The organism is Bellilinea sp., from assembly GCF_034432615.1.
In the GTDB taxonomy this organism is placed as follows: Bacteria; Chloroflexota; Anaerolineae; order Anaerolineales; family Anaerolineaceae; genus Bellilinea.
Genome location: NZ_DAOUBL010000269.1, coordinates 1 through 2,867, shown reverse-complemented (window position 1 = coordinate 2,867; position 2,867 = coordinate 1). Strand labels below are relative to the sequence as shown.

Sequence of the window (2,867 nt, the reverse complement as noted above, 5' to 3'; positions counted from 1 at the left end):
ACTGGAAAAACACCGCGAAAAGTTCATCAAAGGTGCGTCCCAGCGCGGCATCCCGCAGGAAACCGCTGCGCAAATATTTGAAGACTGGGAAGAGTTTGCACGTTACGGTTTCAACAAGTGCCTGACCGGTGATACCGAAATTATTGACGTCACCAGCGGTCTGCCCATCACCCTTGAAGAAATGGCTCAAGGTGGTTGTTCCCCCTCTGCGGTAACAACCTGCGAACTGGATTCGCTGCGTTTGACCGAAGGCAAAATACTGGATGTGGTGAGTAATGGGATTAAACCGGTTTACCGTCTCACAACTCGTCTGGGAAGACAGATTGAAGCAACCGCCAATCATCCCTTTTTCACTTTTGAGGGGTGGAAACACCTTGCCGCGCTAAAACCCGGTGATTTGATTGCTGTGCCGAGAAAATTACCGATTGAAGGCTCGCAACGATGGGACGATTACAAGGTCATCGCTTTGGGTCATCTGATTGCTGAGGGCAATCTTTGTCATCCCCACTCGGTCTATTATTACAATCAGGATGAAACTCAGGTTCAGGACTTTGTTCGCGCTGCTGAGAAGTTTGAGAATGTGGTTTGCTCGGTAAAGGTTCACAAAAACACCTTCTCGGTTTATGCCCGACGGAAGGACAGAAACAGCGAGCCGGGCATATTTAAGTGGGCAAGGGAACTCGGCATCCTTGGGCAGACTGCTTCAACCAAATCGCTGCCCCGCCAGGTATTTGCACTGAAACCGGATCAGATTGGTTTGCTGCTCAGCCGAATGTGGCAGGGTGATGGTCACATTAGTTGTGCCGGACGTTCTGCTTACTATGCCACTTCCAGTCGAAAATTGGCGCAGCAGATTCAACACCTGCTTCTCAGGCTCGGCATTGTCAGTCATCTTCGCCGGGTAGAGTTCCCTTATAAGGATGGCAGAATCGGTTATCAAGTGTTTGTGGTTGGCGATGACAACCTTCGCTCATTTGCGGAACACATTGGCTGCCATTTCCTGCCCGGTAAACAAAAAGAAGATATGCTCAAATTACTTGCCGTGCGTCCTGCACTTCAAATTGGAACAAGAGATGTTGTGCCGATGGGCGTCAAAGAACGGGTGCGAGAAAACAAAGACAAACTTCAGGTTACGTGGAAAGAAATCACGTCAGCCAGCGGAGTTGCTCAACGCGAATTTATGCCCGTTCATACCTCCACCAAACGGGGGTTCAGCCGTCAAACCATCCAAAGGCTGGGGGAGTATTTCGATGACGAAGTTCTGCGCCGTTACGCAGAAAGCGATATTTACTGGGATGAAATCGTAAGTATCGAATATGTCGGCGAAAAACAAACCTACGATCTGGAAATTGCCGATACGCATAATTTCATCGCCAATGATATTCTCGTTCATAACAGCCATGCCGCCGACTACGGCATCATCGCCGTTCAAACTGCTTTCCTCAAAGCCCATTACCCGGTCGAGTACATGACCGCGCTGCTGTCAGCCTCCAAGAACGATACCGCCAAAGTGGCTTTCTATGTGGCCGACTGCCGCAGCATGGGGATTGATGTGCTGCCGCCGGATATCAACGCTTCCGGTTATGATTTCACCATCGAAGACCGCCCGGGTCAGAAACCGGCCATCCGCTTTGGGCTGGTGGCGGTCAAGAACGTCGGGCAGGCGCCGGTGGATCTGATTCTGGAAGCCCGCCGCAACACACCCTTCCGCGACCTGAACGATTTTGCCCGCCGCACCGATTTGCAAAAGGTGGGCAAGCGCGCGCTGGAGTGTCTGGTGCGGGTGGGCGCGCTGGATGTGTTTGGCTCCCGCATGGCATTGCTGGAAGCCCTCGACCAGATCATCTCGGTCAGCGCCAGCCACTTCCGCGCCCTGCACATGGGACAAATGTCCTTCTTCGGCAGTATTGCCGGTGTGGAGGAAGAAATCATCCTGCCACAGGGCGCTTCCCTTGACCGCCGCGAACAGCTGGAATGGGAGCGCGAACTGATCGGGTTGTATGTGTCCGATCACCCGCTGACACCCTATTTGCCCACCCTGCAGCGCAAAGTGACCTGCTTCAGCGCCCAGCTCAGTGAACTGCCCAACAAAGAACGGGTGGTGGTCGCCGGTATGGTGACCCGCTTCCGCAACCTCCAGACCAAGAAGGGCGACTGGATGGGGTTCTTCACCCTCGAGGATATTCAAGGCACGGTGGATGTAACCGCCTTTCCGCGCGTGTGGGAACAATGTGCCGCGCTGGTGACCCCCGACCGCGTGCTGCTGGTGGAGGGCAAACTGGAAAACGAAAACGGCGAGCCGAAAATTTTGGCCGACCGCGTCAGTGAAGTGTTCATCGAATACGAAGAAAACGGGCAGGAAATTGACCCTTACCTGTGCTATTTGCCGGATGAAGAGAACGGCCTGAATGCCGCTGCGCTGGGGGAGATGCCGCAAATTGCAGCATCACCAGAAGAAACGTTCCCGCCGCGCATTTCCGAACCCACCCCATCCTATCCGGGCGGGGATGCAGACGATGATATACCCCCGCCCCCGCCGGATTTTGAAGAGGACTTTTTATTCAACGCCGTACCCCCTACAAAACCGGCTGGCGCAGCCGTTCAGGCAAAACCACCTGCATCCGTGCCGAAGGAGCACCCATCCAAACCTGCCGAGCCGGTTGCGGCTGCCGGCAAACCGGCCGATGCCCCGGCTGAAAGCGTGACCCCCAAAGCAACGTTACCACCCGCCGTCAAAATCGAATCCACCCCGCCGGTTGGCAGCGGTTTGCGCTATCTGGTACCGCCGCTGCCGCCGGAGGGCATTCCTGCCGAAGAAAGCGGCGAAATCCGCATGGTCAAGGTGATTTTACGCTCCAGCGGAGACC

At 54.8% G+C, this 2,867-nt stretch carries 1 protein-coding gene; it reads left to right on the top strand.

Annotated elements, in window-relative coordinates; translation table 11 throughout:
* On the top strand, nt 1-2,867 hold a 2,867-nt coding region (locus VAE48_RS11895; RefSeq protein WP_322793544.1), incomplete at both ends, for an LAGLIDADG family homing endonuclease.